General features: G+C 63.9%; 28 protein-coding genes. 15 read left to right on the top strand and 13 right to left on the bottom strand.

Translation table 11 applies throughout. The features are described from left to right. The first annotated feature begins 510 nt into the window (after window positions 1-510). Together ACH196_RS27260 and ACH196_RS27255 are read left to right on the top strand one after the other, a co-directional pair. Window positions 511-2,622 carry a S9 family peptidase gene (locus ACH196_RS27260; protein ID WP_396649996.1) on the top strand — a complete coding sequence of 704 codons (2,112 nt, stop codon included), beginning with the start codon at window positions 511-513 and terminating at the stop codon, window positions 2,620-2,622. A gap of 9 nt (window positions 2,623-2,631) precedes the next feature. Then, window positions 2,632-3,285 (top strand): suppressor of fused domain protein, encoded by a 654-nt coding sequence (locus ACH196_RS27255; RefSeq protein ID WP_396649995.1) that lies wholly within the window; start codon window positions 2,632-2,634, stop codon window positions 3,283-3,285. Window positions 3,286-3,354: 69 nt separating this feature from the next. Here the strand turns inward: ACH196_RS27255 and ACH196_RS27250 are convergent, their stop codons facing one another. After that, a complete protein-coding gene (locus tag ACH196_RS27250) occupies window positions 3,355-3,708 on the bottom strand; it encodes a winged helix-turn-helix transcriptional regulator (RefSeq protein WP_396649994.1) in 354 nt (117 codons plus the stop codon). Between the two features lie 105 nt (window positions 3,709-3,813). Between ACH196_RS27250 and ACH196_RS27245 the strand changes: the two genes are divergently transcribed. Next, window positions 3,814-4,518, top strand: a complete 705-nt coding sequence (locus ACH196_RS27245) for a glutathione S-transferase family protein (protein WP_396649993.1) — start codon at window positions 3,814-3,816, stop codon at window positions 4,516-4,518. Window positions 4,519-4,552: 34 nt separating this feature from the next. Here the strand turns inward: ACH196_RS27245 and ACH196_RS27240 are convergent, their stop codons facing one another. The 6 genes from ACH196_RS27240 to ACH196_RS27215 all read right to left on the bottom strand — a co-directional run bounded on the left by ACH196_RS27240 (window position 4,553) and on the right by ACH196_RS27215 (window position 8,904). Further along, entirely contained in the window at window positions 4,553-5,479 is a 927-nt protein-coding gene (locus tag ACH196_RS27240) for a c-type cytochrome (protein ID WP_396649992.1), read from the bottom strand. 12 nt (window positions 5,480-5,491) lie between these two features. After that, complete coding sequence (locus tag ACH196_RS27235) at window positions 5,492-5,929, bottom strand: c-type cytochrome (protein ID WP_396649991.1); 438 nt, start codon at window positions 5,927-5,929, stop codon at window positions 5,492-5,494. A 122-nt stretch (window positions 5,930-6,051) separates the two neighbouring features. After that, complete coding sequence (locus ACH196_RS27230) at window positions 6,052-6,789, bottom strand: nucleotidyl transferase AbiEii/AbiGii toxin family protein (RefSeq protein WP_396649990.1); 738 nt, start codon at window positions 6,787-6,789, stop codon at window positions 6,052-6,054. A 65-nt stretch (window positions 6,790-6,854) separates the two neighbouring features. Continuing rightward, the gene (locus ACH196_RS27225; protein WP_396649989.1) at window positions 6,855-7,076 is read right to left on the bottom strand and encodes a hypothetical protein; all 222 of its coding nucleotides are present in this window, start codon (window positions 7,074-7,076) and stop codon (window positions 6,855-6,857) included. A 174-nt stretch (window positions 7,077-7,250) separates the two neighbouring features. Further along, a complete protein-coding gene (locus ACH196_RS27220; protein WP_396649988.1) occupies window positions 7,251-7,850 on the bottom strand; it encodes a superoxide dismutase in 600 nt (199 codons plus the stop codon). Between the two features lie 178 nt (window positions 7,851-8,028). Then, entirely contained in the window at window positions 8,029-8,904 is an 876-nt protein-coding gene (locus tag ACH196_RS27215; protein WP_396649987.1) for a branched-chain amino acid aminotransferase, read from the bottom strand. Between the two features lie 185 nt (window positions 8,905-9,089). Here ACH196_RS27215 and ACH196_RS27210 point away from each other — a divergent pair, with 185 nt between their 5' ends. The 4 genes from ACH196_RS27210 to ACH196_RS27195 all read left to right on the top strand — a co-directional run bounded on the left by ACH196_RS27210 (window position 9,090) and on the right by ACH196_RS27195 (window position 11,216). Next, window positions 9,090-9,461 carry an ArsR/SmtB family transcription factor gene (locus ACH196_RS27210; RefSeq protein ID WP_396650014.1) on the top strand — a complete coding sequence of 124 codons (372 nt, stop codon included), beginning with the start codon at window positions 9,090-9,092 and terminating at the stop codon, window positions 9,459-9,461. After that, window positions 9,454-9,987 (top strand): SRPBCC family protein, encoded by a 534-nt coding sequence (locus ACH196_RS27205; RefSeq protein ID WP_396649986.1) that lies wholly within the window; start codon window positions 9,454-9,456, stop codon window positions 9,985-9,987. Before ACH196_RS27210 ends, ACH196_RS27205 begins: the two co-directional genes overlap by 8 nt. 96 nt (window positions 9,988-10,083) lie before the next feature. Next, the gene (locus tag ACH196_RS27200) at window positions 10,084-10,563 is read left to right on the top strand and encodes an SRPBCC domain-containing protein (protein ID WP_396649985.1); all 480 of its coding nucleotides are present in this window, start codon (window positions 10,084-10,086) and stop codon (window positions 10,561-10,563) included. Between the two features lie 77 nt (window positions 10,564-10,640). Beyond that, window positions 10,641-11,216, top strand: coding sequence for a dihydrofolate reductase family protein (locus tag ACH196_RS27195; protein ID WP_396649984.1), 576 nt, complete (start codon window positions 10,641-10,643; stop codon window positions 11,214-11,216). A 32-nt stretch (window positions 11,217-11,248) separates the two neighbouring features. Here the strand turns inward: ACH196_RS27195 and ACH196_RS27190 are convergent, their stop codons facing one another. The 4 genes from ACH196_RS27190 to ACH196_RS27175 all read right to left on the bottom strand — a co-directional run bounded on the left by ACH196_RS27190 (window position 11,249) and on the right by ACH196_RS27175 (window position 13,404). Continuing rightward, the gene (locus tag ACH196_RS27190; protein ID WP_396649983.1) at window positions 11,249-12,034 is read right to left on the bottom strand and encodes a DUF899 domain-containing protein; all 786 of its coding nucleotides are present in this window, start codon (window positions 12,032-12,034) and stop codon (window positions 11,249-11,251) included. 138 nt (window positions 12,035-12,172) lie between these two features. Then, entirely contained in the window at window positions 12,173-12,589 is a 417-nt protein-coding gene (locus ACH196_RS27185) for a GFA family protein (RefSeq protein WP_396649982.1), read from the bottom strand. Between the two features lie 24 nt (window positions 12,590-12,613). Beyond that, complete coding sequence (locus ACH196_RS27180) at window positions 12,614-13,078, bottom strand: SRPBCC domain-containing protein (protein WP_396649981.1); 465 nt, start codon at window positions 13,076-13,078, stop codon at window positions 12,614-12,616. Beyond that, window positions 13,075-13,404, bottom strand: coding sequence for an ArsR/SmtB family transcription factor (locus ACH196_RS27175; protein WP_396649980.1), 330 nt, complete (start codon window positions 13,402-13,404; stop codon window positions 13,075-13,077). The genes ACH196_RS27180 and ACH196_RS27175 overlap by 4 nt, the downstream gene beginning before the upstream one ends. Before the next feature lie 160 nt (window positions 13,405-13,564). Here ACH196_RS27175 and ACH196_RS27170 point away from each other — a divergent pair, with 160 nt between their 5' ends. The 4 genes from ACH196_RS27170 to ACH196_RS27155 all read left to right on the top strand — a co-directional run bounded on the left by ACH196_RS27170 (window position 13,565) and on the right by ACH196_RS27155 (window position 17,624). After that, entirely contained in the window at window positions 13,565-14,224 is a 660-nt protein-coding gene (locus ACH196_RS27170) for a haloacid dehalogenase type II (protein WP_396650013.1), read from the top strand. A 163-nt stretch (window positions 14,225-14,387) separates the two neighbouring features. Then, window positions 14,388-15,263 (top strand): L,D-transpeptidase, encoded by an 876-nt coding sequence (locus tag ACH196_RS27165; RefSeq protein ID WP_396650012.1) that lies wholly within the window; start codon window positions 14,388-14,390, stop codon window positions 15,261-15,263. A gap of 353 nt (window positions 15,264-15,616) precedes the next feature. After that, window positions 15,617-16,351: a L,D-transpeptidase gene (locus ACH196_RS27160; protein ID WP_396649979.1), complete on the top strand. Its 735-nt coding sequence runs from the start codon at window positions 15,617-15,619 to the stop codon at window positions 16,349-16,351. 310 nt (window positions 16,352-16,661) lie between these two features. Beyond that, complete coding sequence (locus ACH196_RS27155) at window positions 16,662-17,624, top strand: DMT family transporter (RefSeq protein WP_396650011.1); 963 nt, start codon at window positions 16,662-16,664, stop codon at window positions 17,622-17,624. A 55-nt stretch (window positions 17,625-17,679) separates the two neighbouring features. Here the strand turns inward: ACH196_RS27155 and ACH196_RS27150 are convergent, their stop codons facing one another. Further along, window positions 17,680-19,245, bottom strand: coding sequence for a helicase HerA-like C-terminal domain-containing protein (locus ACH196_RS27150; protein WP_396649978.1), 1,566 nt, complete (start codon window positions 19,243-19,245; stop codon window positions 17,680-17,682). A 240-nt stretch (window positions 19,246-19,485) separates the two neighbouring features. On the opposite strand from ACH196_RS27150, the gene ACH196_RS27145 reads away from it, so the two are divergent. Both ACH196_RS27145 and scpA read left to right on the top strand, forming a co-directional pair. Then, the gene (locus ACH196_RS27145) at window positions 19,486-20,925 is read left to right on the top strand and encodes a methylmalonyl-CoA mutase subunit beta (protein ID WP_396649977.1); all 1,440 of its coding nucleotides are present in this window, start codon (window positions 19,486-19,488) and stop codon (window positions 20,923-20,925) included. Further along, window positions 20,925-23,045 (top strand): methylmalonyl-CoA mutase, encoded by a 2,121-nt coding sequence (scpA, locus tag ACH196_RS27140; RefSeq protein ID WP_396649976.1) that lies wholly within the window; start codon window positions 20,925-20,927, stop codon window positions 23,043-23,045. The genes ACH196_RS27145 and scpA overlap by 1 nt, the downstream gene beginning before the upstream one ends. A 12-nt stretch (window positions 23,046-23,057) precedes the next feature. On the opposite strand, the gene ACH196_RS27135 is transcribed toward scpA, so the two are convergent. Further along, on the bottom strand, window positions 23,058-24,632 hold the full coding sequence (locus ACH196_RS27135) for an FAD-dependent monooxygenase (RefSeq protein WP_396649975.1): 1,575 nt from the start codon (window positions 24,630-24,632) through the stop codon (window positions 23,058-23,060). 279 nt (window positions 24,633-24,911) lie between these two features. On the opposite strand from ACH196_RS27135, the gene ACH196_RS27130 reads away from it, so the two are divergent. Beyond that, a complete protein-coding gene (locus ACH196_RS27130; RefSeq protein WP_396649974.1) occupies window positions 24,912-25,097 on the top strand; it encodes a hypothetical protein in 186 nt (61 codons plus the stop codon). An 88-nt stretch (window positions 25,098-25,185) separates the two neighbouring features. Beyond that, window positions 25,186-25,674, top strand: a complete 489-nt coding sequence (locus tag ACH196_RS27125) for an esterase/lipase family protein (protein WP_396649973.1) — start codon at window positions 25,186-25,188, stop codon at window positions 25,672-25,674. Window positions 25,675-25,778: the final 104 nt, after the last annotated feature.

Here is a 25,778-nt window from a genome sequence, read left to right as displayed (position 1 = left end):
CGCTTTCGTGAGGTTTGCGCGATGTACAACCTGAAGTGATCGCACAACAATGGGGCCATCGCCACTGCCGGCGATTATCTTTGCCGGCTTATGCCATTACGATGCCTTATCAAATCCGAGAAGCGTGCCGATCTGTCGCATCCTGTTCGGCCATCACGACACAGCGCCGTCAAGGCGTCGCTCCTCGACGAACTGCACCCGGATCGGCTCGCGCGACCGGCTTGAATGACTTTGCACACCGTTCAGGCGCGATTGGGCACAAACGGGCAGAGGACCAGGCTCGGCAAGGCGTAATGTATTTGCCATAGACCCAGCCGCTGACAAAGGTCCCGTCGCTCACCGGATCGCGCTTGACCTCTCGACAACGGTAGAACTGGCCGCCGCCATAGTCCTTCAAGGGTATTCGACATCGATCTCCTCCGCTATATCGGGCTTCCAATGCTCCGGACGCCACCGCGAAAATCTTGAACGCAAGCGGGGCGCGCCATTCACCTCGTCCAGCGAGTTCCAATGAAACAGACCATCTTCCCGTCCGCTACCCCCCCGGTTACCGAGGAACGCCCCGTCGACGATACGCGCCACGGCATAACCCGCGTCGACGAATTCGCCTGGCTGCGCGCCGACAACTGGCAGGAAGTGTTCCGCGATCCCTCGCTCCTCGATCCCGCCATCCGCAGCCATCTCGAAGCCGAGAACGCCTACCAGCAGGCCCTGATGGCCGACACGGAAGTGCTGCGCAAAACCTTGTTCCAGGAGATGAAGGGCCGCATCAAGGAGGACGATTCCTCCGTGCCGATGAAGGACGGTCCGTTCGCCTACGGCTCTTCCTACAAGAAGGGCGGCGAGCAGCCCCGCTTCTTCCGCACGCCGCGCGACGGCGGCACCGAGGAGATCATCCTCGACGGCGATCATGAGGCGGAGGGCAAGCCGTATTTCCACCTCGGCGGCATCGAGCACACGTCCGACCACAAGCGCCTGCTGTGGAGTTTCGACGACAAGGGCTCCGAATTCTTCACGCTGAAGACGCGCGATCTCCCAACGGGCGAAGATCTCGCAGACGTCATTACCGACACCGCCGGATCCGGCGTCTGGGATGCCGGAAACACGGGCTTCTTCTACACGCGGCTCGATCCCAACCATCGGCCGTCGAAGATATTCTACCACTCACTCGGAACGGACACCGCCGATGACCGCCTTGTCTTCGAGGAGACCGACCCGGGTTTCTTCATGGGCGTAGGCGGCACACGCGACAACCGCTGGGTGATGATCGGCATCAACGACCACGAGACCTCCGAGTATCGCATCATCGACGCCGCGACGCCCGATGCCCAGCCCAGGCTGGTGGCGGCGCGCGAGGCCGGCCTGCAGTATGACCTTGAGGAAGGCGGCGACATCTTCTTCGTGCTGACCAATGCCGATGGTGCGAAAGACTTCAAGATCATGACGGCGCCTGTAGACAATCCGGGACGCGAAAACTGGTCGGAACTGGTCGCGCACGAGCCCGGGCGGCTTATCCTGTCGGTCATCGGCTTCAAGGACTTCATGGTCCGTCTGGAACGCAAGGACAGCCTTCCCCGCATCGTTATCCGCGACCGCGCCGACGGCAGCGAACACATGATCGACTTCGATGAGGAGGCCTATTCGCTTGGCCTGTCCGGCTCCTACGAATACGACACCGAAATCATGCGCTTCTCCTATTCCTCGATGACCACGCCCGGCCAGGTTTTCGACTACGACATGCGCACGCGCGAACGCACGCTGCTGAAGACGCAGGAAGTCCCGTCCGGCCACGACCCCGAGCACTATGTCACGCGCCGCCTGATGGCACCGTCGCATGACGGCGAACTGGTGCCGATCTCGCTGATCCATCATCGCGACACGCCGATCGATGGCTCCGCGCCCTGCCTGCTCTACGGTTATGGCGCCTACGGCATCGCCATCCCCGCCGCCTTCAACACCAACATCCTGTCGCTGGCCGATCGCGGTTTCGTCTACGCCATCGCCCATACACGCGGCGGCAAGGACAAGGGCTTTGCCTGGTACGAGGACGGCAAGCGGCAGAAGAAGACCAATACTTTCCTCGACTTCATCGCCGCAGCGACGCACCTCGTCGCCGAGAACTACACCGGGCATGACCGCATCGTCGCGCAGGGCGGCTCGGCTGGCGGCATGCTGATGGGCGCCATCGCCAATCTCGCGCCGGATGCCTTTGGCGGTATCATCGCCGAGGTGCCCTTCGTCGACGTGCTCGACACCATGCTCGACGACACGCTGCCGCTGACGCCGCCCGAATGGCCGGAATGGGGCAACCCGATCGCCTCCGTCGAGGACTACCGCACCATCGCCGCCTATTCGCCCTACGACAATGTCGGCGCGAAAAACTATCCGCCGATTCTTGCCGTCGCCGGCCTCACCGACCCGCGCGTCACCTATTGGGAGCCGGCGAAATGGATCGCCCGCCTGCGCAAGCTGAAGACCGGCGACAATCCGGTGCTGTTCAAGATCAATATGGATGCCGGCCACGCCGGCGCGTCGGGCCGTTTTTCGCGTCTGGAGGAGATCGCCTACAACTATGCGTTTGCTCTAAAAGTGGTAGGCCGCGACAAAACAGAGGCTGGCTAAGGTACCCCGATGGATTTCGAGGAAGTCTGGCGCATTCGCGAGGAGGAGATTTACCCCGGCCTTTTCGGAGGCCAGCAGCGCGGCATATTCCCCCTGACACAAGAACTTTTTCAGAATCAGTTCAAGCGGGCCGAGATTGATCCGAGCTGGCTGTTTTATGGCGTGATAGAATTCGCCCCAACCCCTGCTCGCCCGTTCTGGCTCTACGTCACCTCAGGAAACTCCAACCCATGGATGGTGGCACCGGAAGACTATGACGCCACGGGAGACTCCGGTCAGGGGATCGAGTTCGTGCTTGCTTCGACCGAACAAGGTGATTGGGCGGTGCGCACCCTGCAAAGCATGCTGGCTTTCGATATCTTGCTCGGTGTCCGGCACTTCTCAGGACGCGGTCCCCTTGAAAACGGGGATCGGATTCCATTGCGAGCGCCGATCAACGGCGACGCGACCAGCGCCGTCCGTAATCTGATCCTGTCTTTGCCAGAGGTCTTGCCGACCGAGTTCGTGTTACCGTCGGGCGGCGTCGCGCTTTTGACCTTCACTGGCGTGACCGATCCCGAGATCGCGTACGGCAAGGCCAACGGAACGGATGAATTGGTGAACCGTCTTCGGGAGGCCGGCTGCTATCCTGTGACTGATCCGAGACGCCGTTCGGTCATTTGACTGGCATCCATTGAGCGCTGGTCCCCGCGAGTCGGATATCTGTTGGGATGCAACGGAACCGCTTGGCCGTCACGCCGCCGGCCGCAGCGAGGCAGGCGGCTCCTTGCTTGCCCCGCCCCTCGTATCCTCCCACCAGTCGCCCAGCGCATCGATCAGTGGCAGCAGGGCCAGGCCGGCGGGCGTGAGGTCGTAATCGACGCGTAGCGGATAGCCGGAATGGGCGGTGCGGGTGACGATGCCGGCCGCCTCGAGTTTTCGCAGTTCCAGCGTCAGGATGCGGTGCGACACCGTCGGGTTGTCGCGACGCAATTCATTGAACCGCTTGGTGCCGTCCTTCAGATAGTAGATCAGCAGCGTCGGCCAGCGGCCGCTCAGCACTCGCATCACGTCCTCGATCGGGCAGCTCGAAACCGTGTCCTTCATGTGGCGCTCCTGGTTACAAAATTGTGCGTAATTTACCTGGGCTCTTCCGCCACCTAGATCAAGCTCCGCTGCGCAGCGTGATTTCTTTCATCACGGAGCTGAACTATGGAACCTATTCTCGTTTACGGCTTCCCGGCGGGAAGCTCGATGGGCCTCGTCGCCGCCTTCGAACTGATGGGCCGGCCCTACCGGCTGTGCCGCGTCGACATGCTCGCCGACATGAAGAACGACCGCTATGTGCGCATCAATGGAAGGCAGGAAACGCCCATCCTGATCACCGAGGACGGCCGCGCGCTTACCGAGACGATGGCCATCATCCACTGGATCGAACAACGCGACATCGAGCGCCGCGTCACCTTCGATCCGAAATCGCCGGAGGCCGATCGGATGTATCAGCTCGCGGCCTTCGTCAACACCGGCTTCACAGCCGCGTTCAGCCCGCTCTGGGTCGCCTATGAGACCGAGGACGCCGACCCTGCCTTCATCGACGCGTTGCGTCGCTACGGCCGCAAGGCCGTCAAGGATCGCCATGATCACCTTGAGGCGATGATCACTGAAAACGGGTTCCTGGCCGGCGACCGTATGACGATGGCCGATACGACCCTGATCGGCGTGGCGCGCTGGGCGGAATTTCACAACGCAATCGACGGAAGCGACTATCCGAGGCTCGGCGCACTTCGACGCCGCATCGAAGCCGAACCGGCGGTGAAATTCGCCGAAGCACTTGAGTCCGGGGAAACGCCCACCGGTTCCGGCGTGCTCCTCGGCCACGTTCCGCTGGACGAGGTCATCGACCGTTTCGGGAAATAGCAAAACGACGACCGAGGCCCGGGCCCCCCGGGCCTCAAAATCCGTTCGGATGCGGCGGGACAGACTTGAGATAGGCGGCGATTGCCGACCGATCCTCAGGCGTCAGCTTCGCCATGTTCTTCTGCACCTCGGTCATCGAACCGCCGACCGAATCGAAATCCGGCGTGAAGCCGGTTTCGAGGAAGTAGGCGATCTCGCCCTCGGACCAGCCGCCGATGCCGCCCTCGCCGCCGGTGATGTTGGGAACCTTGCCCTTGCCTTCGGCAGCCACCGCGCCAGCCAGCCACTCGCCGGTCTTCGGCCCGCCGATGAAATCACGAGGCGTATGGCATTCGCCGCAATGGCCGGGGCCTTCCACCAGATAGCGGCCGGCCAGCACATTGTCCGGCGTGCCTTCCGAAAACGCCACGACCGGTCGGTCGCTGAGATAGAGCAGCTTCCACAGGCCGAGGCCGCGCCGGATGTTGAAGGGGAAGCCGAGCTTATGGTCCGCTGCCTTGCCGGGAACCGCAGGAAGCGTTTTCAGATAGGCATAGAGGTCACCGACATCCGACGGCTTCATCCGCGCGTAGGATGCGTAGGGAAAAGCCGGATAAAAATGCGAGCCGTCCGGCGACACGCCCTTCAGCATCGCATTGGCGAGATCGGCTGAAGTCCAGCCGCCTATGCCGTCGGTCGGGTCCTGCGAAATATTCGGCGCTACAAAGGTGCCGAACGGCGTCTTCAGTTCCAGCCCGCCGACGAGCTGCAGCCGGGCATCACCTTCCGACCCCGGCTTGGCGTGGCAGGAGGTGCAGCCGCCAGCCCAGAAGATGCGCTCGCCACGCACGGCATCACCCGGACCCATTGCCGCCAGCGTCGTCTCGTCCAGCCGCTGCGGCGCCGACAGCACCCAGCCAGCCACAGCTACCGCGCCGGCCACAAGAACGGCACCGACGGCGAGCTTGGCGATTGTCCGCATCCGCGCTTGGGACTAGCCCTTCTTCACCCGGAACATCTCATGGCAGCCGCCGCAATTCTGGCCGAGGACGCCAAGCGTCGCCTTGACGCCGTCGACATCGGCCGGCGGCGCGGCGAGTGCCGCTGCGGCATCGGTCTTGAACTTGTCGGCCTTGGCCTGGAAGCCAGCCATGTCTTCCCAGATCTTCGGCGAGGCGGTGGTGTCGCCCTTGTCGCTGCCGGCCGGGAACAGGGCCGCAACGTCGAGCTTCTGCGCGTCGTCGTTTATCGTCGTCAGCGCGGCAAGCACGACGGCGGCGTCGAAGGGCGCCTCGCCCTTGGCGATGGCCGCAAGCTGTCCGGCGGCCTTGCCATTGGCCTTCATCAGCGCCTGGCGGTCGGCGATCGGATCGGCCGTCGCCGCCGAAGCCGTCAGCGCGAACAGGGAGATGGCGAGAAGCAGTTTTTTCATGAAAGTCCCTCTGGGTTGCATATGGCTGCCTGAGGAGGCTAACGGTGAGCTTGCACGAGTTCTTGCGGCAAACAAGTTCACGGTTTCGTGATCGCCCCGGATGACATGATCAAACCAGGCAGTCAGACCAGTGGCTGGCCAACGCTCTCGCCGTCGATCGCGGCATGGGGCCAGATGCGTCGGCATTCAGCGCGAAAGGCAGAGATGGCGCTAGTTGCCACCGCTCTGTCCATCTGCAACGCTACGGCAATTTCCCGAAGCTCGTTGTCATCCGCCAGTCGATTGACGACCCAGACCGCCTTGCGCTCAATGTCCTCACCATAAGCTTGGATCGCTTTTTCCAGGGCTGTGTCAGGAATGCGGCCATGAACCTCAATCAGTCTGCCAAGATCGATTGCATCCCGGTAGGCCACGGACCGGTCCATGCATCGGTCGGCATTGGCCAACAGCTTTTCGGCAAACATGTCCGCCGCGGACAGCACGGGCACGCCAAGCCGGTCGTCCACAGCCCCGCTCAGCGCAATGCGGGCCTTGCGGATGATCTCGAACTTGATCGGCTGTCCCACCTGTTCGAGAAACATTCTGACGCCGTAGGCGTCCGCGCGCGCCTCCCGGACACTCGCGACGCCGTCGCCGAAAAGCGTCCGCTGACCTCCGGCGACGACGATGTTCCTGATTTCCCTGTAGCCGTCCACGTCGGCGCAAAGAAAATCAACATCGAGCGAACGCCTGTACTCGCCATAAAGCAGGACGACGGCCGTTCCACCGCCAAACCAGCAGCGGGTTTCGGTCAGCACTTGCCGGTTCATGCGCCGCAGCATGTCGGCGATGATTTTGTGTTCCGGTCGAATGAATGGCATGGCGCTGTCCGCTTCAGGCTACGCGAGACACGATAGCCGCAGAGTGCCATTCCACGGAAGCAGCGTCACTTCAGTCCGAAGCCGTTGCCGTATAGCCGCCCAAGCTCGTCGATGAGCTCGGCCTCGCGCTCGGTCAGATGATCCTGATCGACGAACCGCCAGTTCCGCTCGTAGAGGGCAAAAACCTCCTCGGCCGCGATCGGCCGCAGCGGATCGCGGTTCCAAACGAGCCGCTTGAGCTCGGGGAAGTCGGCCGGAACAATCTGTTTGCCGAAATGCAGCGTCATGGCGGGCTTATAACACAAATGCGGGCAAGGGCGTACGCACTGCGTTCCCGCCCGCCAAGGTGGAGAGCGTCAGCCGCCAGTTTGCCTGCCGAAACGACAAACCCCGCGAGTGCGCGGGGTTTGCATATCACGAGCTCTGCTCGCCTATTCCGACGCGACAGGCGTCCAGTGAAACTACTTCGCCTTCTCGTAAAGCTCGAGCACGTAGTCCCAGTTGATCAGGCTATCGACGAAAGCCTCCAGATACTTCGGCCGGGCGTTGCGATAATCGATGTAGTAGGAATGCTCCCACACGTCGACGCCGAGGATCGGCGTCGCGCCGTGGACCAGCGGGTTCTCGCCGTTGGGCGTCTTGGAGATGGCGAGCTTGCCGTCCTTGACCGAGACCCAGGCCCAGCCCGAGCCGAACTGCGTGGTGCCGGCGGCGATGAAGTCCGCCTTGAACTTGTCGTAGCCGCCGAGGTCTGCGTCGACCGCCTTCTGCAGCGCGCCGGGAAGCTTGTTGCCGCCGCCGCCCTTCTTCATCCACTTCCAGAAATGGACGTGGTTGTAGTGCTGGGCGGCGTTGTTGAAGAGCCCGGCATTCTTGCCGAAGGACTGCTTCACCACCTCTTCGACCGACAGGTTCTCCAGTCCGGCCTCGGCGGCGAGCTTGTTGCCGTTGTCGACATAGGCCTTGTGGTGCTTGTCGTGATGATATTCGAGCGTTTCCTTCGACATGAAGGGCTGAAGCGCCTCGTAGTCATAAGGCAAAGCGGGCAGTTCGAAAGCCATGGCAATACTCCCTCGTTGGCTAGAGACCGGCCCTGATGGACCGGGGAAGACGGTCGCGACCGTTGGCAAAACTCCGCCGACGCGTGTCGGTTCCCTTCTATGCGGGTTCCGGAAGACTGTCACACGGTTTTCCGTCCAAAACCTGCGGCAAAAAGAGATTCAAACCGTCGCTTCGCGCTCAGGCGGCGGTCGCGTGCGCCCATTCCCAGTAGAGTTCGCGCGCCTTGCGGGCGACCGGGCCGGGCTGCAGGTCGCGGTCCTCGATGCGGGTGACTGGTACCACCTTGGAGTAGTTGCCGGTCGAAAATATCTCGTCGGCAAAGCGGAAATCGCGCGGCGTCAGCGTCTTCTCGGTCGTCCGGAACCCGTAGTCGCCGAGCAGGCCGATGGTGCGCGAGCGCGTGATGCCGGACAAGAACGTGCCATTCGGCGCCGGCGTGTAGACATGCCCGTCCTTGACCAGAAAGATGTTGGACGACCCCGTCTCCGCGACATTGCCCAGCATGTCGAGCACCAGTGCGTTGTCGAAACCGCGCATGCGCGCTTCGAGAATGGCACGGCCGTTGTTGGGATAGAGGCAGCCGGCCTTGGCGTCGGTCGGCATGGTCTCGATGGTCGGGCGGCGGAACGGCGAGACGGTGAGCGAGAAACCGCTCGGCTCCGGCATCGGCACCTCGTAAAGACACAGGCAGAACCGCGTCGAGTCCGGATCGGCCGGCACACCCATATAGCCGCCGTGCTCGGCCCAATACATCGGGCGAATATAGATCGCCGTCTTGCCGTCGAATTTCTTCAACCCGTCCCAGGTCAGCCCGACGATCTCCTCGACCGTCATGGTCGGCCTGAGCCCGAGGCTGATCGCGGAGTTGTTGACGCGGGCCGCATGGCGGTCGAGGTCGGGCGCCACACCCTCGAACCAGCGGGCGCCGTCGAACACGCTTGAAGCCAGCCAGAAGGCGTGGCTGCGCGGCCCGAGGATGGCCACGTTGCCCTCGTGCCAGTCGCCGTCGACATAGGTCCAGGTGGTGGTCTGCGCGGCCGCGGCAAGGGTCATGTCATAGCGTCTCCTTTTGCGTGGCCATGGAAAGCCGCTTTGCGCCAGCAGGTCAACCGGGACCGTCAGGCAAAACGGTGGACCAGCGCCCGTCTCAGCCGGAGCCGCGCCCATGCCTGAGCGCTCGACGCCAATCATTCAACAAAGTGGTTGACTATCGAAGCCACACCTCTATATTCAACCTCATGGTTGAGCTTCAGACGCCTCAGTTGAACGCCATCTTTCACGCCCTCGGCGACGCCACCCGCCGGCAGATGCTGCACGACCTCGTCAACGGCGAGCGAACCGTCAGCCAGCTTGCGGAACCCTTCGAAATCTCGCTCGCCGCGGCCTCGAAGCACATCAAGGCGCTGGAACATGCGGGGCTGATCCGCCGCGAAGTGCGCGGACGCACCCATCTGTGCCGCCTCAACCCCGGACCGCTCGCCAGCGCCCACCAATGGCTGAGCTTCTACGAGCGCTTCTGGACCGAGCGTCTGGATGTGCTCGAACGGCTTCTCCGTGAGGAGGACGCCCGCAAATCCAGCACACCAAAAAAGGAGACGACCAATGAATGAACTCGCCCCCATGGATCCCTATGGCGTGCTGACCGAGCCTGCCACGTTGACGATCCACCGGCTCCTGCCCGGCCCCATCGAGCGCATCTGGGCGTATCTTACCGACAGCGAGCTGCGCCGCCAGTGGCTGGCGGCGGGCCGGATGGAGGCGAAGGCCGGAACGCCGGTCGAACTCGTCTGGCGTAACGGCGACCTCAACGACCCGCCCAGCCATCGCCCGGCCGGCTTCCCGGAGGAGCACAGCATGCAGAGCCGGATCACCGAGTTCGATCCGCCCCGAAAACTCTCCATCACCTGGCAGGGCAGCGGCGACGTCTCCTTCGAACTGGAGCCGAAGGGCGGCGACGTGCTGCTCACCGTCATCCACCGCCGCCTGCCCGACCGCGACACAATGCTGAAGGTCGCCGGCGGCTGGCACATGCACCTTGACATCCTGGTCGCCCGCGCCTCGGGCAAGGAGCCGGCGCCATTCTGGGAAGGCTGGGCCCGGCTCAAGCAGGACTACGACCGGCGCCTGCCCGCCTGACGTAAGTCACGCATCCAAATCCACTGGACTGAAGGTTCCCGCGGGATGGGCTCGCGGGAGAACGAAGCCCGCAACCCTGAAACAGGAGATTTTTCCATGACCGACAACAGCTTCACCACGACGATCACCGTCGACCAGACCCCGGAGCAGGCCTTCGCGGCCATCAACAATCCTCGCGGATGGTGGTCGCAGGAAATCGAAGGCAGCACCGACAGGGTCGGCGAGGCGTTCGACTATCACTACAGCGATGTCCACCGCTGCAGGATCAAGGTGACGGAACTGACCCCCGGCAAGAGAGTGGCCTGGCATGTCCTGAACAATTATTTCAGCTTCACCGAGGACACGACCGAATGGACGGACACGGACATCACCTTCGACATCGCCGGCAAGGGCGGCAAGACGGAAGTCCGCTTCACCCACATCGGCCTGGTCCCCGAGTACGAGTGCTACGAGGCCTGCCACGAAGGCTGGAGCACCTATATCAACAGCAGCCTGCGCGACCTGATCGCGACCGGCAAGGGGCAGCCCAATGTCGGACAGCCCATGACCGAAAACGAGCGGATGCTCACCGCCTGAATCCTTCCGCAGCCAGTCGGCCCGGCCGCCCGGTCGGGTCGCACCGTAACCGAATTGGTGATCAAACAGGAGTTGTCATGCGCAAGCTGATCGCCGGAATGAAGATTTCCCTCGATGGCAAGATGGAAGGCCCCGAGGGCATGGCCGACTGGGTGGAAGCCTGGTCGGACGACTACGGCCTGATGCCGCAGATCGACGCCTGCGTGCTCGGCGGCGGCATGTATCCCGGCTACGAACGCTATTGGACCGCGATCCAGACCGAACCGAAGACGCCTGTCTGGATCACCGGCAATCCGCCCACGCCCGCCGAGCTGGACTGGGCGGATTTCATCCGGCGCACCCCGCACTACGTGCTGTCGAATACACTTTCCTCGGCGCAGTGGCCGAACACGCGCTTCATCGAAAACATCGGCGCAGTCGCCGCCCTCAAGCAACAGCTCGGCAAGGACATCTATCTCATCGGCGGCGCCCGCATGACGGCGAGCTTCATCGATGCCGGGCTGGTGGACGAATTGCGGCTCATCGTCCATCCGCTGATCGCCGGCGACGGCAAGGCTTTGTTCGGCGCCACGCAACATCGCCGCAAGCTCGACCTGCTCAAGCTTGAGCAACTAGACGGCGGTCTTATACGGCTGGCCTACGGCATCGGCTGACGCCACCTTCGCAGGCCGGCGGGCGAGTTCCCTTACGGTTTCGCGCCCGCCTCTTTTTCACGGAATGCAGCCTCGCCGGCGTCCGACACCTCCACCCACTTGCGGTCGGGCGGCGCGTCGGCGACGTAGGCGTCGTGCCAGTTCCACCATTTGTAGGTCGGGGTCTGCGGATAGCCTTTTGGCGAATCCTCCCAGACCTCCTGGCGGCCGAGCGGCGTGATGTCGAGATAGTTCCAGGTGCCGCCCATCTGTTCGTCGCCGCGATTGTTGACGAAATAGGTGCGGAACACGCGGTCGTCATCGCGCAGGAACACATTGGTGCCGTGCCACTCGTCGACGCCAAAATCCTTGTCGAAACTGTCGGTGACCGTGACCCACGGCATCGTCCAGCCCATGCGCTTCTTCAGCCGCGTTATGTCGGCCTGCGGCGCGCGCGAGGCGAAGACCAGCGTGGTGTCGCGGGCGTTGAGATGCGCGACATGGGCGACCTGGTCGGCCACCATCGAGCAGCCCCGGCAGGCATGATCCGGCCAGCCGTAGACGCCCGGCTCGTAGAAGGCGCGGTAGACGATCAACTGGCGGCGGCCGTCGAACAGGTCGAGCAGGCTCACCCTGCCGGCCGGCGCTTCGAACAGGTAGTCGCTCCTCACGGCCATCCACGGCATGCGCCGGCGCTCGGCGGCGAGCGCGTCACGGGCGCGGGTCTCAGCCTTTTCCTTGACGAGCAGTTTTTCGCGAGCGGCCTCCCATTGTTCGGGCGACACGACCGGAGGTCTTTGCATGGCGGACGGTCCGCCATTTCCGGCTGTTGTTGTCATGGCTTCAAAACCTCCCCTTTGGGTCGATTGCCGCGCCCCGATGCCGAGGCGCGTCACTGCCCGGTCGCGCCCTTCGCCCGCGATAGGCCGTGAAGTAGATCGAACCGGACGGGCAGCAAGTGCGCTTCACCCATCCCGTCATCCCGTCGGCATCTCATCGAAGCGCGGCAGCGCCGGATCGACATGATCCCAGTGGTGGCCGCGGATTCGATAGGTCGTGAATTGCGGCTTGTAGCGGCTGGGATCGTCGAGGCTTCCGGCATGCACGATAAATATCTCCGGCAAGGCGGCGAAAGTCAGATGGACCGGTGTCCCACAGGTCGGGCAGAAGCCATGCGTCTTTACCAGGCCGCTGTCGGCGGCAACGTCCCAGTGGGCGGCCTTGCCCGTGAGTTCCACATCCTTGGGCGACGCAAAAGCCATGTAGGAGCCGTGCCCGGTGCCGCTTCGCTGCTGGCACTGGCGGCACTGGCAGTCGTTCATCCCGATCGGTTCGGCGGATATCTTGTAGCGGATAGCGCCGCAGGCGCACCCGCCGGTGAAGGCGTCGCTCATCGTCTGTCTCCTGTAATGAATGGTTCAGTGCTTGCTGCCGGCGATCTCGCCCAGCCGCGGAACGACCTTCTTCCAGCCGTCGCTCATGTTCCGGAACGCCGTGTCGTTCATCGGCAGCACGAAGCCCGAATGGACTAGGCGGACCCGCGTCCCGCCCTTGACCGGCGAGAGCGTCCAGGTGACGACCGTGTCCAGTTTCGAGCCGTAGCCGACATTTGCTGCATGGCCGCCTTGCCAGGCATAGGCAAGGCGTTCGTTAGGCACTACTTGCAGAACCTCGCAACGGATCGTGCCGTCCCACTCGCCGGCCGGTTTGGTCTTGTAGGTGAAATGCGTTCCCTCGACCGGCTGGAAGCCTGCCGGCTCCATCAGCCAGCGGCCGATCAACTCGCCGGTCGTCAGCGTCTTCCATATGGTCTCCGGCGCATGCGGGAATGTCTCGTCGACGACGATATCCTGCGTCTGCGGCCTCAAGGCGGTGTCGTTCATGGGTCGATCTCCTTCAGGAGGGTTCTGAGATTGGAGAAGCGCTCGCGCCAGAAGGCGCCGTAGTGGCCCATCCAGTCGGCAAGCGGTTCGAGCCCGGCAGGCTCGGCGCGATAAAAGACATTGCGGCCCTGCGCGCGCTCGGCAACCAGCCCAGCCTGTTTCAAGGCCTTGAGATGCTGGGAGATGGCGCCTTGAGTCACGCTGCTGCCCCGCGTCAGTTCGACGACCGTAATTTCATCGGCCCCGACGACCCGCTCAAACACGGCGCGCCGCGTAGGGTCGGCCAATGCCCGCATGACGGCGGTAACGGAAGCAGCTTCGATCATGGGAAAAATCATTAGCATCCACTGATCAATTAGTCAATACTATTATTTTTTCGCACCAGCCTGCCTGAAGCCTAGCTGATGACGGACGAGGGACGCCGAAAAGCGCTTCCGGACGCAACAAGTGCTTGCTTTCATGAAACCTTTGGCCGACGAAAAGCACATGCTGCACGCCGCCTACATATTCGACGCCTATGGTACGTTGTTCGACGTGCATGCGGCCGTGCGCAAACAGGCCGGTCGCATCGGACCGGACGCCCAGCGCCTGTCGGAGATCTGGCGGGCCAAACAGCTCGAATATTCCTGGGTCCGCACGTTGATGGGCGCCTACCAGGATTTCTGGGCGCTCACCGAGCAGTCGCTGGATTTCTCGCTCGCCCTGATGAAGATCGACGACCCGAAACTGCGCTCCGACCTGCTCGCAGCCTACTGGACGCTCGATTGCTATCCGGAAGTCCCGCATGTTCTGAAGGCGCTGAAGGCGGCGGGCGCGCGGCTCGCGATCTTGTCGAACGGCTCGCCGGCCATGCTGGCGGCGGCGGTGAAGTCGGCGGCGCTGGAAAACGTGATCGACGAGATCTTTTCCGTCGATCCGGTGCGGCGCTTCAAGACCGACCCGCAGGTCTACGACCTCGTTGCCACCGGCTGGCGTCTTTATCCCGACGCCGTGTCGTTCCAGTCGTCCAACCGATGGGACATCGCGGGCGCGGCGAAATTCGGTTTCCGCACCGTGTGGATCAACCGCCACAGCCAGCCGGACGAATATGCCGACTTCCCGCCCCGTCTGATCCTGCCCTCGCTGGAAGGCCTGCTCGCGGGGTAGCTGGTCACCGGAAAACTGTTGCGCGGGCGCAACACCCGTTGGCGATCACATCTTCGCCACGCTGCCGTTGCATCCACGCCGGAATCGGAACCCCTATCCTCGCCGTTCATTGTTGAACGATTGCGCGATTCGGGGATCCCGGCCGCCGAAGCGAAGGGAAATGATGGTTTCGGACAACAGATTCATTCCGGCAATGACGCGCCGCCGCTTTCTTGGCGCGGCTGCGGCCGGCGCCGCCTCGATCGCGCTCTCGGCCTGCGCCAGCGCGCCGCGCGACGTCAGCTACGTCGAACCCGAGCCCGTGCCGCCGCCGCAAGCCGACATACCGGAATTCGGCAGTTTTGCCAGCATGTACGCTCCGGTCAGCGATGGCGGCTTCGAGGTTCCCGGCGTGCCCACCGACAAGATCGACAGCCAGTTTCTGCGCCAGGTCGTGCCCGATCCGACCGGCGAGATGCCCGGCACCATCGTCATCGACACGTCCTCGCACCACCTCTACCTCGTGCGCGAGGGCGGACAGGCCATCCGCTACGGCGTCGGCCTCGGCCGCGCCGGCTTCGAATGGGCCGGCCGTGGCGTCATTCAGTCGAAGCAGATGTGGCCGCGCTGGTTCCCGCCGAACGAGATGATCGACCGCCAGCCGGAGCTCGAACAGTACCGGGCCCGGCAGATCGGCAAGAAGAACGAATGGGAAGGCGGCATGCCGCCCGGCCCCAACAATCCGCTTGGCGCCCGCGCCCTCTACATCTTTCAGAACGGCGAGGACACGCTCTACCGGCTGCACGGCTCTCCCGAATGGTGGTCGATCGGCAAGTCGGTGTCGTCGGGCTGCGTGCGGCTGATCAACCAGGACATCATCGATCTCTACGACCGCGTGCCGGAAGGCACCAACATTGTCGTCGCCAGCGGCGTCGGCATCGGTGTGAGCCGGAACAACCCCGCTCCGGCCGGAGCGCCCGCGGCCTTGGGCACGGGCGGCGTTGCCCCGATCGGCACCGAACCGGCCGGCGTCGAGATCGGCGACCTCGCCTCCGGCTGACGCCCATACGTCAGATTCTTCAAGTCGGTCCTCCGATCTGGCCGCGCCCTTCACGCCGGTCACACCGCAATGTGATCCCGCGTCCCCGGCCTTGTTCCCGGCAAACGATGCAATTTGCGGTTGGTTGCCCTACAGCTTTCCCGGGCAACGCCGGCTGCCGCCTGTGGACAGCCATGTTGCCTCGAAACCACACCACCCCGCCCACCACATCTTCGCCACCGTTCGTCCCCGTTTGCGCCCGACTCCGATCGATCTATCCGCCGCGAAACGCCGACGGAAAGCCGCTGGCGTCGCGCCGCCCGGCACGCCGGGCCGCATCCTCCTGACTGACTGCAATCGAAAGACCAAAAAGAATGCCGACCGACCTTCCGCCCTCGCCCGTCCTGTCGCGCCGCCGCCTGCTCGGCGCGGCCGGCGCCGCCGCCGCATCGCTTGTACTGTCCGCCTGCACCAGCGTGCCGCGCGAGATGGCCTATGTGGCTCCGGCCGAACCGAAAAGACCCGAGCCGCCGCTGGAAGTCGTCGGCTACGAGGCGATGTATGCGTCGGTCGTCGACGAGGGCTACGAGATCCCCGCCATCCCGCTGAAGAAGGTGGACGAGAAATTCCTGCGGCGGCTCGTCGACGATCCGACCGGCGAGCGGCCGGGCACCGTGGTGGTCGATACTTCGGCCCACTACCTCTACCTGGTGCAGGAGAACGGCAAGGCGCTGCGCTACGGCGTCGGCCTCGGCCGCGCTGGTTTCGACTGGGCCGGGCGCGCCGTCATCCAGTGGAAGCGCAAATGGCCGCGCTGGACGCCGCCCGACGCCATGATCGGCCGCCAGCCCGAACTCGAACGCTACAGCGTCGCCAATGGCGGCATGGACCCCGGCCTGAAAAACCCACTCGGCGCCCGCGCCCTCTACATCTTCCAGGACGGCGAGGACACGCTCTACCGCGTCCACGGATCGCCGGAATGGTGGACGATCGGAAAATCCGTCTCGTCCGGCTGCGTGCGCATGATGAATCAGGACGTCATCGACCTCTACAACCGCGTGCCCGGCAAAACGCCGATCCTGGTGACCAGTGGCATCAGCGTGAGCTGAACCCAGCCGTTCCAACAGTTCTGTGCTCTTTCCGGCTCACCTGCTGGAACCGTTGATTTTTCTTGTCTTTCTGTAGGTGGCGACCGGAGCGAAGCGGCGCCCTCGACGGCGGATGGGCTGACCACCACTTATTGCCGACCCCACAATGCGAAACAGTCGGGTGAGCCTTCCCAAGAGGCTTCCCGACCTCCATGCGCTTCCTGACTTGAGTTCGCCGCCTTGCATCCGGCGCTTGACGGCGGATGCGGACGCTGCTTCGCTGGCTGCGGCGCGGCAGGGTTCGGGCGTCCCGCAGCCATGGGGTGACGATATGGGCTTCCACATAGCTGCCATCGGCCACGGCAAGGGCCGCGCCGCAATCGAGACCTCGCTACCCTTCGCCTACACGACGGCCGTATTCGGCTGGCTGCTTTCCGCGGGCGTCTATATCGCGGCCAAATGGATCATCCCGGAAATGCCGCCCTGGGCGCTCTGCTTCTGGCGGCTCGCATTGGCCTGCGTGATCCTGCTGCCCATCGTCCGCCAGCACTATCCGTCGATGATCGCCCTGCTGCGCGACCGGCCGCTGGAACTGCTCGTCGTCGGCGTACTCGGCCTGACGGTTTGCCAGGGCCTGATCTATGTCGGCCTCGAATTCACCAACGCCACCACCGCCGGCATCATCATGGCGCTGGCGCCGATGATAACGATGGTGCTGGCGCATTTCCTTCTCGCCGAGAAGATGGGTTTCCGGCAGGCGGCCGGGGCCGCGATCTCGATGTTCGGGATGATCGTCATCGTCGCGCGAGGCGACCTTCCCGGACTGCTGCGGCTGGAGGTGAACGCCGGCGAATTGCTGATCGTCGGCAGTGCGGTGGCCTGGGCGCTCTATACGGTGCTGTTGCGCCGCCTGAAATTCGGCATCGAGCGCCTTCCGCTGCTGGTCCTTCTGCTCGGCATGGGCGCGGTCGGCGCCGCACCGCTCTACCTCTGGGAGATTTTCTCGGGCCAGCGGACCGCGATGGATACGACCGGCCTGCTGGCGCTCGCCTATGTGGCCGGGCCTGGCGGCGCGTTCATGTATTATCTCTACAACCGCAGCGTCGACACGCTGGGCGCCAGCCGCGCCGGCATGATGCTCTATCTGCAGACCGCCTTCGTCGCGATCCTGGCCTACATATTCCTCGGCGAGCGGCTGCAGGGCTTCGACATAGTGGGCGGGGCCTTCATCGTCGCCGGCCTGCTGACAGCCATGCTGCCGGCGCGGCACAAGCCGACGCCGGCTGCGTCATGACGGCGCCTGGGGTCTGTCGAAATTCAGGTTTTGAAGGCCTGAATGCCAACAGGCGCTAAAAGCCTTTCTTGAGGCTGCCCAAAATACCCCGCACGATCGCCCGTCCCACCGACGAACCCATGGAACGGACCACAGACTTGATGGCCGCCTCGGCCACCGTCTGGCGGTTGGATGGACGCGGCCCGGCGGGCGTGCGCTGCCTTGGAGCGGGCTGATAGCGATCCTGGGGCGCCGGCTGAGAGGAATCGCCGCCGAAATCCGGCAGCGTCCAGCCTCCGCCCTGCCCGCCCGTCTGTGGCTCAGCCTCCTGCGGCGGTTGCTCGGCCCTCTTCTTCAGCATCTCGAACGCCGATTCGCGGTCTATCGTCTGGTCGTACTGGCCGGCGACGGGGCTTTCGAGGATCAGCTTCCTGCGTTCCTCCGGCGTGATCGGACCGAGCCGCGAGGCCGGCGGCCGCATCAGCGTCCGCTGCACCATCGACGGTATGCCCTTCTCCTCAAGCGTCGAGACCAGCGCCTCGCCGGTGCCAAGCTTGGTGATCGCCGTGGCGCAGTCGAAATCCGGATTCGGCCGGAACGTGTCGGCCGCGGTGCGCACCGCCTTCTGCTCGCGCGGCGTATAGGCCCGCAGCGCATGCTGCACCCGGTTGCCGAGCTGCGCCAGCACCGTTTCAGGCACGTCCAGCGGGTTCTGCGTGATAAAATAGACGCCGACGCCTTTCGAGCGGATCAGCCGCACCACCTGCTCCACCCGGTCGATCAGGATTTTTGGAGCCTCGTCGAACAGAAGATGCGCCTCGTCGAAGAAGAACACCAGCTTCGGCTTATCGGGGTCTCCGACCTCGGGAAGTTGCTCGAACAGTTCCGACATCAGCCACAAAAGGAAGGTCGCGTAGAGCCGCGGGTTCATCATCAGCTTGTCGGCGGCAAGCACATTGATGGCGCCGCGCCCGTCGCGCGTCGTGCGCATGATGTCGGCGATGCGCAGCGCCGGCTCGCCGAAAAAATTCTTCGCGCCCTGCTGCTCCAAAATCAGCAGCGAGCGCTGGATCGCGCCGACCGATGGCTTGGTCACATTGCCGTAACGTGTCGAAATCTCGTCGGCCCGCTGGGCGATGTTGGACAGCAGTGCCTGCAGATCCTTCATATCGAGCAGCAGCAGCCCTTCCTCGTCGGCAATGCGGAAGACGATGTTGATGATGCCTTCCTGCGCCTCGGTGAGGTTCATCAGCCGCGACAAAAGCAGCGGCCCCATCTCGGACACGGTGGCGCGGATCGGGTGGCCCTGCTCGCCGAACAGGTCCCAGAAGATCACCGGGAATTCCTGGAACTCATAGGGGTCGAGCTTCACCTGCTCGGCGCGCTTGACCAGAAAATCCTTGGCCTCGCCCATCATGGCGATGCCGGACAGGTCGCCCTTGATGTCGGCGCAGAACACCGGGACGCCGGCATTGGAAAAACCTTCAGCCATCACCTGCAGCGACACCGTCTTGCCGGTGCCGGTCGCCCCGGTCACTAGCCCGTGCCGGTTGCCGTATCTCAGCAGCAGTTCTTCCGGCCGCTGGTAGCTGTCGTCCGGCTTGCGGCTGGCGCCTAGAAAAATGCTGGCGGGCTCGGCCATGAAAATGTGCTCCCGGATACCTAAAATGCCGCACCGAACATCATTCGGTTGCAGGGCAATGGTATAAGATGGCGTTTGTCGCGCGACAATCGGTCCGGCGTGCTAAAATGCCAATGCGGGCTTGCACTTAAGCGCCGCGTTTGGCAATCGGTAGCAGCGCCTCTTTTGTCCGTCCGCGGCGCACCGGCGCCGTGGCGTCCAAGAGCCGGCCGGTGGTTGCTGAGCGTAGGAGTGACGAGGATGAACGTCGACGACCTGATCAGCGAATCCGCCTTTCCAGTGGCCGACCGGTCGAAATGGCTGGCCCTGGTGGAAAAGACCCTCGCGGGCGCCTCCTTCGACGACGTCATGGTCGCCCGCACCGACGACGGGCTGGCGATCGAGCCGCTGGCCTCGCGCCGCGCCGGCGCCATCCCGCTGCCGCGCCGCAAGGCCGCCCTGCCCTGGATCGTCGTCCAGCGCTGCGACGACACCGACCCCGCCCGCGCCAACCGCCAGGCGCTGGAAGACGTTGCCGGCGGCGCCACCGGCCTGACGCTGGTCTTCGAAGGCGCGCCCAACGCCTTCGGCTACGGCCTGCCTGACCAGCCCGACACGCTGGAACGCGTGCTCGACGGCATCCCGCTCGACACCGTGCATGTGCGCATCGACGCCCATCCCTCCAGCCGCGCCATGGCCGACCGCCTCGTCGCCTTCCTGACCAAGCGCCGTGCCGACCCGGCCAAGCTCAGCCTCTCCTTCGGCATCGATTCCGCCGCCAATTTCGCCGGCACCGGCCGCCTGCGCATGTCGATCGAAGCACTGCAGGCTTCGATGCCGCAGTCGCTGGCGCATTTCTTCGCCATGGGTGTCCCCGGCATTCTGCTCGAGGCCGACGGCCGCGTCTTCCACAATGCCGGCGCGACAGAAGCGCAGGAACTCGGCGCGATGCTCGCCGGCGCGGTCGCACATCTCAGGCTGTTCGAGGAAGCACGCCAGGCGCTGGTCTATGCCGCGCCGCATATCGGCTTCGCGCTGTCGGTCGACCAGGACCAGTTCCTGTCCATCGCCAAGATCAGGGCGCTCAGGTTGCTGTGGCAGAAGGCGCAGGAAGCCGTCAGGATCAAGCCGTCGCGCGCCATGGTCCATGCCGAGACGTCCTACCGCATGGCGACGATCCGCGATCCGGAAACCAACATCCTGAGGACGACGCTGGCCGCCTTCGCGGCGGGCGCCGGCGGCGCCGACTCGATCTCGGTCCTGCCGCACACCATCGCCCACGGCCTTCCCGGCGCCTTTGCTCGCCGCGTCGCGCGCAACACCCAGCTCGTGCTCGCCTCCGAAAGCCACATCGACTTCGTCATCGACCCGGTTGCCGGCTCGGGCAGCATCGAGGCACTCACCGACGCGCTCTGCGAGGCGGCCTGGGCCGAGTTCCAGCGCATCGAGAAGGAAGGCGGCCTGCTGCGCAGCCTTGCCGGCGGCCATTTGCAGAGCCGCATCGTCGAGGCGCGCGACCGCCGCGCCGCCGAATACCGCTCCGGCAAGCGCGCCATCATTGGCACGACGCTGTTTCCCGCCAAGATCGAACTGCCGGTGGAAACCCTTCCCGCCTCCCCTCGCCCGCTCCCCACCGACGGCACGGTGTTCTGCCAGAGGCTGGAGTCGGCCCGCATCGACGAACTGGTTGCTGCCAATTGATGATTCCTGATTTCACGAAAATCGACTGGCAGCGGCCAGGGCCTGCCGCGCCTATCCGCGACAGAAGCACATGGAAGACCCCTGAAGGCCTGACGATCAAGCGCTCGTATGGCGAAAGCGACGTCGCAAAGCTTCCAGTGCTGGACACTTTTCCGGGTGTCGCGCCGTTCATCCGCGGCCCCTATCCGACCATGTATGTCCAGCAGCCCTGGACGATCCGCCAATATGCGGGCTTCTCGACGGCTGAAGAATCCAACGCCTTCTACCGCCGCAACCTCGCCGGCGGCCAGAAGGGGCTGTCCGTCGCCTTCGACCTCGCCACCCATCGCGGCTACGACAGCGACCATCCGCGCGTCGCCGGCGACGTCGGCATGGCAGGTGTGGCCATCGATTCCATCCTCGACATGCGCCAGCTCTTCGACCAGATCCCGCTCGGCGAGATGACCGTGTCGATGACCATGAACGGCGCCGTGCTGCCGATCATGGCGCTCTATATCGTCGCCGCCGAAGAACAGGGCGTCGCCCAGAAGGACCTTGCCGGCACCATCCAGAACGACATTTTGAAGGAGTTCATGGTCCGAAACACCTACATCTATCCGCCGAAACCTTCGATGCGGATCGTGTCGGACATTTTTTCCTACACTTCGGTCAACATGCCGAAGTTCAACTCCATCTCGATCTCCGGCTACCATATGCAGGAAGCCGGCGCGACCGCCGACCTCGAACTCGCCTACACTATCGCCGACGGCATCGAATATGCGCGCGCCGGCGTCGCCGCCGGTCTCGACATCGACAAATTCGCACCGCGCCTGTCCTTCTTCTGGGCGATCGGCATGAATTTCTTCATGGAAGTCGCCAAGATGCGGGCCGCCCGCCTGATCTGGGCGGCGCTGATGCAAAAGAACTTTTCGCCCAAGGATTCTCGCTCGCTGTCGCTGCGCACCCATTGCCAGACCTCCGGCTGGTCGCTGACGGCGCAGGACCCCTACAACAACATCATGCGCACAATGGTCGAGGCGATGGCGGCCACCCAAGGGCACACTCAGTCGCTGCACACCAATTCCTTCGACGAAGCGCTGGCGCTGCCCACCGACCATTCGGCGCGCATCGCCCGCAACACCCAGCTCATCCTGCAGAAAGAGTCCGGCACCACGCGCTTCATCGATCCGTGGGGCGGCTCGGCCTTCGTCGAGCGGCTGACCCACGACCTCGCGGCAAAAGCGCTCGGCCACGTCGAGGAGGTCGAATCCCTCGGCGGCATGGCGGCGGCGGTTGAGAAAGGCATCCCGAAACTGCGCATCGAGGAGGCCGCCGCCCGCACCCAGGCGCGCATCGATTCCGGCGAGCAGTTTCTGGTCGGCGTCAACGCCTTTCGCCCCGAAAAGGACATCGAGGTCAACGTCCTCAAAATCGACAACGCCGAGGTCCGCGCCCGGCAACTGTCGAAGCTCCAGCAGCTCAAGGGCACGCGCGATGTCTCCGCCGTCGAGACGGCGCTCGATCAACTCGCCGTCGCCGCGCGACAAGACGGCAACCTGCTGGAATTCGCCATCAAAGCCGCCCGCGCCAAGGCGACGGTCGGCGAGATTTCGCTGGCGCTGGAAAAAGCGTTCGGTCGCCATGTCGCCGAGGTCCAGACGATCTCGGGCGTCTACCGCGAGGCTATCGGCGAGAATGCCGTCGTCGACCGCGTGCAAGTGAAGGTTTCCGCCTTCGAGAAGGCCCACGGCGCGAAGCCGCGCATCCTGGTCGCCAAGATGGGCCAGGATGGGCACGACCGTGGCCAGAAAGTCATCGCCACCGCCTTCGCCGATCTCGGCTTCGACGTCACCGTCGGCTCGATGTTCCAGACGCCGGAAGAGATCGCAAAACTCGCGGCCGAGCACGACGTCCACATCGTCGGCGCCTCCTCGCTCGCCGCCGGCCACCTCACCCTCATCCCCGAACTCAAGGCCGCGCTGAAAAAACTCGGCCGCGACGACATCGTCATCGTAGCCGGCGGCGTCATCCCGCCGCAGGATTTCGAGGCGGTGCGCGAGGCCGGCGCGGCGGAAATTTTTCCGCCGGGCACGGTGATCCCGGAAGCGGCGGAGCGATTGCTGGATGGGCTGGTCCGCTAAGCGCCGGACGGTTCAGTTCGAACCGGATCGCAGCACGCCGACATAGGCGGCCAGAGCCTCCGCGTGGTTTTTCTCGGCGCGAAGGCCCACATGCCCATCCGCCCTCGCCACCAGGAGCATAACGCCCCCCACGCCCAGCCGGTCGGCAGCCGCCGGCTCTAAATGCGCCTCGACATCCGCGACCTTCTCATTCGCGGAAAGGGCGATGACCGTCTCGATGATCGGGCCGTCGGACAAGGGCTTCACGTCACGAAGCACCTTGGAGAGATCGTCCCGGCCGGTCGAGGCTCCGCCTATGAGGAATGCGGTATGGCCCCGCCGGTTGGCGCGGTGATGAAGCATGCCGCTGCCCCCAGCCGCCTGCCGCAGTTCGATCCCGTCCGGCAGCCGCTGGCCCGGCCAGCTTGCTTCACGCCTGTCGCCAAGCACGATCGGCGAGGTCGCGTAGTCGATATCTAGTTCAGCCTCGGCCACCGCCTCATGATGGCGTGTCGCAGGGTCGGCGAAAGCGGCGCGGATAGCGGCGTCGCGCTCCCGTCGAGCGGCTGCGCCCTTGACCATCTGGGCGCCCTCCGCCGTGTCGCCGGAAGCCGTCACCATTTCCGCCACCGGACGCCGTTCCGCCTCATAGCTGTCGAGCAGCTTCTCGGAGCAATGTCCCTGGCAGACCAGTGCCAGTTTCCAGGCAAGGTTGTAGGCATCCTGCAGGCCGCTGTTCATGCCGTGGCCTTGCGCGGGGCTGCAGGTATGCGCGGCGTCGCCGGCAAGCAGGATACGGCCCGACCGGAATTTCCGCGCCACCTTGGTGTGGCAATGGAAACGCGTCGGATTGGCCACGCCCTCGAAGCGCGCTGCCGGCAGATAGCGCCGCAGCGTGCCGAGTGCGTCGGCGACGAGATCGGAATCCGGCGAACTCGGCCTCAGATAGACACGCCAGCGTTCGCCCGGCAGCGCGGTGAGGATGACCGGCACCTCATCCAGATAGGCGTAGTTGGCCTCGAACGACGCCGGCCAGCCAGCCACACCGGCGTCGAACACCGCCCAGGGCTCGGCGATGTCGTGTCCGTCCTGCTCGATGCCGGCGAGCGCCCGAACGATACTGTGGTGCCCGTCGCAGCCGATCACCCATCGGGCGAGGATTTCGCTCGCCTTGCCCTCGTGCTCGATCGTGGCGAGCATGCCGTCCTGCCGCTCCACCAAATCGACGAGTTTCGTCGCGCGCGTAACCGTGCCGCCCTGCCGCCCGAGGTAGTCGCTCAGGATCGCTTCGGTCACTTCTTCCGATATGCCGATGTTGAAAGGATAGCGGCTGCCGCAGAGTTCGAGGTCGATCTCGCCCAGCACCGCGCCGCCCGCATGGATGCAGGCGCGCCGCTGTTTCACGCCGGCGGCCAGCAACGGCTCCAGGATGCCAAGCGATTCGAAAATCTCCAGCGAGCGCGGATGGACGACCGTGGCCCGGTCCCAGGCCATCGCATGCTCATGCGCGTCGATGAGAAGGCAGTCCACGCCGCGCCGATGCAGTTCCGCGGCTGCAAGCAAGCCGGTCGGACCGGCTCCGACGACCAAAACCGTTACAGAAGTCACCACATGTTCCCCCAAGCTTGTCCGGCCATAATGCATTGCCGGATTGCCGGCGCAAGCCGAGGGCGGATGTTGGCCGCGCAGTGTCCTAGCCGTCCCGGGGCAAGCAGGCCGAAGGCTGTCGTGGAGCCCTGGTCACGGCGAGATCGTACCAGCCTGAATCCAGCCTATGACGGCCTTTCTGTTGGAATGGCGATCCCGGAAATAGCGGAAAACTACTGGATGCTCTCTCTTTGAAGCAGCCCTGTCGGCATGATACCTTTCGAGCAGGAGGGTTCGGCGATGACCAACGAGAACGAGAACTTCGAGAAGCAACTAGAAGCTGCCCGAGAAGGCATGGATCGCTATCGGACCGCGCTGTCTGCGCTTGCCGGGAACGATATCTCCGAACAGCTTCGTCTCCGGATCGAGGTCGCGCGCGAGCGGATGGCAAAATACAAGGCCGTATATAGCGCCTTGGCCAAGTAGGCATCGCTAGCACAGCCCTCCTCATCCGGCCTCGCTCCGCTCGAGTTCCGTTGATCGCGTGTTCGTACGTTGTTCTTTTGGAGGGCAGATGCAGGGAACTTGGATTAGAAAGATCAGCACAGCGACGCCGTCGGTCGCTGTAGTCTTCATACATGGAATTCTGTCAGACAACGAAAGATGCTGGCGGCATAGAAGCGGAGCCTATTGGCCAGATGTTCTCGCTGACCACGAACCGCTTAGCGGAATTGGAATTTATGAGTTTACATACCAAACGGGAATTTTCAGCGGATCCTATAGTCTCGGCGACGTTGTCAGTTCGCTAAAGGAAAGTCTTATCCTTGATTCGGTTGTTGCGGCAAATCGGATCATTTTTGTCGCTCACAGCATGGGTGGAATCATCGCTAGGCGTTACATAGTCCAGCAACTTGGCGAACTCGTCGAGCGGGGGACTGAGATCGGCTTGTTCCTGGTCGCATCCCCATCGCTCGGTTCATCCTATGCAAACTGGTTGGCACCCTTAGCGAAATTTATGGGCCATTCTCAAGGCACCGCGCTAGCGTCCGTTGACAAAGGTTGACTGGAGAATCCGGTTTTGATTCAAGGCTTCTTTTTGGAGGCAGCCTTGGGCGAACGTGTTGGTCTGACGGACGAGGAATGGGAACTGATCGGGCCTTTGCTGCC

This window comes from Mesorhizobium sp. IMUNJ 23232 (genome assembly GCF_044326205.1).
Taxonomy (GTDB): Bacteria; Pseudomonadota; Alphaproteobacteria; order Rhizobiales; family Rhizobiaceae; genus Kumtagia.
This window is presented reverse-complemented; position numbering and strand designations above follow the sequence as displayed.

Bases quoted from the DNA above. Each gene is read 5' to 3' on its own strand.
- ACH196_RS27145 (WP_396649977.1), top strand. From the start codon at position 19,486: ATGAACGTCGACGACCTGATCAGCGAATCCGCCTTTCCAGTGGCCGAC.
- ACH196_RS27220 (WP_396649988.1), bottom strand. From the start codon at position 7,850: ATGGCTTTCGAACTGCCCGCTTTGCCTTATGACTACGAGGCGCTTCAG.
- ACH196_RS27130 (WP_396649974.1), top strand. From the start codon at position 24,912: ATGACCAACGAGAACGAGAACTTCGAGAAGCAACTAGAAGCTGCCCGA.
- ACH196_RS27260 (WP_396649996.1), top strand. From the start codon at position 511: ATGAAACAGACCATCTTCCCGTCCGCTACCCCCCCGGTTACCGAGGAA.
- ACH196_RS27155 (WP_396650011.1), top strand. From the start codon at position 16,662: ATGGGCTTCCACATAGCTGCCATCGGCCACGGCAAGGGCCGCGCCGCA.
- ACH196_RS27175 (WP_396649980.1), bottom strand. From the start codon at position 13,404: ATGATCGAAGCTGCTTCCGTTACCGCCGTCATGCGGGCATTGGCCGAC.
- scpA (WP_396649976.1), top strand. From the start codon at position 20,925: ATGATTCCTGATTTCACGAAAATCGACTGGCAGCGGCCAGGGCCTGCC.
- ACH196_RS27150 (WP_396649978.1), bottom strand. From the start codon at position 19,245: ATGGCCGAGCCCGCCAGCATTTTTCTAGGCGCCAGCCGCAAGCCGGAC.
- ACH196_RS27250 (WP_396649994.1), bottom strand. From the start codon at position 3,708: ATGAAGGACACGGTTTCGAGCTGCCCGATCGAGGACGTGATGCGAGTG.
- ACH196_RS27230 (WP_396649990.1), bottom strand. From the start codon at position 6,789: ATGCCATTCATTCGACCGGAACACAAAATCATCGCCGACATGCTGCGG.
- ACH196_RS27125 (WP_396649973.1), top strand. From the start codon at position 25,186: ATGCAGGGAACTTGGATTAGAAAGATCAGCACAGCGACGCCGTCGGTC.
- ACH196_RS27170 (WP_396650013.1), top strand. From the start codon at position 13,565: ATGCTGCACGCCGCCTACATATTCGACGCCTATGGTACGTTGTTCGAC.
- ACH196_RS27210 (WP_396650014.1), top strand. From the start codon at position 9,090: ATGGTTGAGCTTCAGACGCCTCAGTTGAACGCCATCTTTCACGCCCTC.
- ACH196_RS27235 (WP_396649991.1), bottom strand. From the start codon at position 5,929: ATGAAAAAACTGCTTCTCGCCATCTCCCTGTTCGCGCTGACGGCTTCG.
- ACH196_RS27165 (WP_396650012.1), top strand. From the start codon at position 14,388: ATGGTTTCGGACAACAGATTCATTCCGGCAATGACGCGCCGCCGCTTT.
- ACH196_RS27215 (WP_396649987.1), bottom strand. From the start codon at position 8,904: ATGACCCTTGCCGCGGCCGCGCAGACCACCACCTGGACCTATGTCGAC.
- ACH196_RS27190 (WP_396649983.1), bottom strand. From the start codon at position 12,034: ATGACAACAACAGCCGGAAATGGCGGACCGTCCGCCATGCAAAGACCT.
- ACH196_RS27160 (WP_396649979.1), top strand. From the start codon at position 15,617: ATGCCGACCGACCTTCCGCCCTCGCCCGTCCTGTCGCGCCGCCGCCTG.
- ACH196_RS27205 (WP_396649986.1), top strand. From the start codon at position 9,454: ATGAATGAACTCGCCCCCATGGATCCCTATGGCGTGCTGACCGAGCCT.
- ACH196_RS27255 (WP_396649995.1), top strand. From the start codon at position 2,632: ATGGATTTCGAGGAAGTCTGGCGCATTCGCGAGGAGGAGATTTACCCC.
- ACH196_RS27185 (WP_396649982.1), bottom strand. From the start codon at position 12,589: ATGAGCGACGCCTTCACCGGCGGGTGCGCCTGCGGCGCTATCCGCTAC.
- ACH196_RS27225 (WP_396649989.1), bottom strand. From the start codon at position 7,076: ATGACGCTGCATTTCGGCAAACAGATTGTTCCGGCCGACTTCCCCGAG.
- ACH196_RS27240 (WP_396649992.1), bottom strand. From the start codon at position 5,479: ATGCGGACAATCGCCAAGCTCGCCGTCGGTGCCGTTCTTGTGGCCGGC.
- ACH196_RS27180 (WP_396649981.1), bottom strand. From the start codon at position 13,078: ATGAACGACACCGCCTTGAGGCCGCAGACGCAGGATATCGTCGTCGAC.
- ACH196_RS27245 (WP_396649993.1), top strand. From the start codon at position 3,814: ATGGAACCTATTCTCGTTTACGGCTTCCCGGCGGGAAGCTCGATGGGC.
- ACH196_RS27195 (WP_396649984.1), top strand. From the start codon at position 10,641: ATGCGCAAGCTGATCGCCGGAATGAAGATTTCCCTCGATGGCAAGATG.
- ACH196_RS27200 (WP_396649985.1), top strand. From the start codon at position 10,084: ATGACCGACAACAGCTTCACCACGACGATCACCGTCGACCAGACCCCG.